The sequence below is a fragment of the Parvibaculum sp. genome, from assembly GCF_035511255.1.
Classification (GTDB): domain Bacteria; phylum Pseudomonadota; class Alphaproteobacteria; order Parvibaculales; family Parvibaculaceae; genus Parvibaculum.
This window is the reverse complement of record NZ_DATKFR010000320.1, coordinates 1-1585: the sequence shown is the minus strand read 5'-3', so window position 1 is coordinate 1585 and position 1585 is coordinate 1. Positions and strand designations below refer to the sequence as shown.

Here is a 1585-nt window from a genome sequence, read left to right as displayed (position 1 = left end):
GCGGAGCTGGAGCGGCTTGCGAAGGAGATCGCCCACCACGACAGGCTCTATTACCAGAAAGACGCGCCGGAAATTTCCGACGCCGCCTATGACGCGCTCAGGAAACACAACGACGCCATCGAGAAGCGCTATCCCGAACTGGTGCGCGAGGACAGCCCGTCGAAAAGCGTCGGCGCGGCGCCTACGGAAGCCTTCGGCAAGGTCGAACACAAGGTTCCGATGCTCTCGCTCTCGAACGGTTTCGAGGACGAGGATGTTACCGAATTCTGGAATCGCATCCGCCGCTTTCTGAACCTGAAAGACGGCGACGTCCTCGAGGTGACGGCGGAACCGAAGATCGACGGTCTCTCGGCGTCGCTGCGATATGAGAAGGGACACTTCATTGTCGGCGCGACGCGTGGCGACGGACGCGAGGGCGAGAACGTCACCGAGAATCTGAAGACCATCGACGACGTGCCGGAGAAATTCAAGGGCCGGGGCGCGCCGGATGTCTTCGAGGTGCGCGGCGAAGTCTATATGAGCCACAAGGATTTCGAGGCACTGAACGAAAGGCAGGAGAAAGCGGGCAAACCCCGCTTCGCCAATCCGCGCAACGCGGCGGCGGGATCTCTGCGCCAGCTCGATCCGAAGATCACGGCCTCGCGCCCCTTGCGTTTCTTCGCCTATGCCTGGGGCGATGTCAGCGAGCTTCCCGCCGAGACGCATTCCGGCATGATCGAAAAATTCCGGCACTGGGGTTTCGAGGTCAATCCCTTCTTCCGCGTTTGCACCTCTGCGGAAGAGCTGCTCGCCTTCTATCACGAGATCGAGGAGAACCGCGCGACGCTCGGCTACGACATAGACGGCGTCGTCTACAAGGTGAACCGGCTCGACTGGCAGCAACGTCTCGGCTTTGTCTCGCGCTCCCCGCGCTGGGCGTTGGCGCACAAGTTCCCCGCCGAACAGGCGATGACGGTGCTCGAAGACATCGACATCCAGGTCGGCCGTACCGGCGCGCTGACGCCGGTGGCGCGGCTGACGCCCGTCACCGTCGGCGGTGTCGTGGTTTCCAACGCGACGCTCCACAATGAAGACGAGATCGAACGCCTCGGCGTGCGCCTGGGCGACACGGTCGTCGTGCAGCGCGCGGGCGACGTGATCCCGCAGATCGTGCGCGTGGTCGAGGAGAAGCGTCCGAAAAACGCGCGCCATTTCAAGTTCCCCGAACGTTGCCCGGCCTGCGGCAGTCACGCGGTACGCGAGACGAATGAGAAGACCGGCAAGGTCGATGCGGTGCGCCGCTGCACCGGCGGTCTCATCTGCCCGGCGCAGGCGATGGAGCGGCTTCGTCACTTCGTCTCGCGCAATGCCTTCGACATCGAAGGCCTCGGCGAGAAACAGATCGCGGCCTTTTATGAGGATGGCCTGATCACGCGGCCGGCCGACATCTTCACCCTCGAAGAACGCGACAGGAAGAGCCTCAAGAAGCTGAAGGACCGCGAAGGCTGGGGGCCGACCTCCGCCGCCAATCTCTTCAAGGCGATCGACGGCCGCCGTGAGGTCGACCTCGACCGCTTCATCTTCGCGCTCGGTATCCGCCATGTCG

General features: G+C 63.4%; 1 protein-coding gene. It reads left to right on the top strand.

The features are described from left to right. Positions 1 to 1585: NAD-dependent DNA ligase LigA (gene ligA / locus VMR03_RS12595; protein ID WP_325405724.1), on the top strand; the 1585-nt coding region annotated here is incomplete at both ends.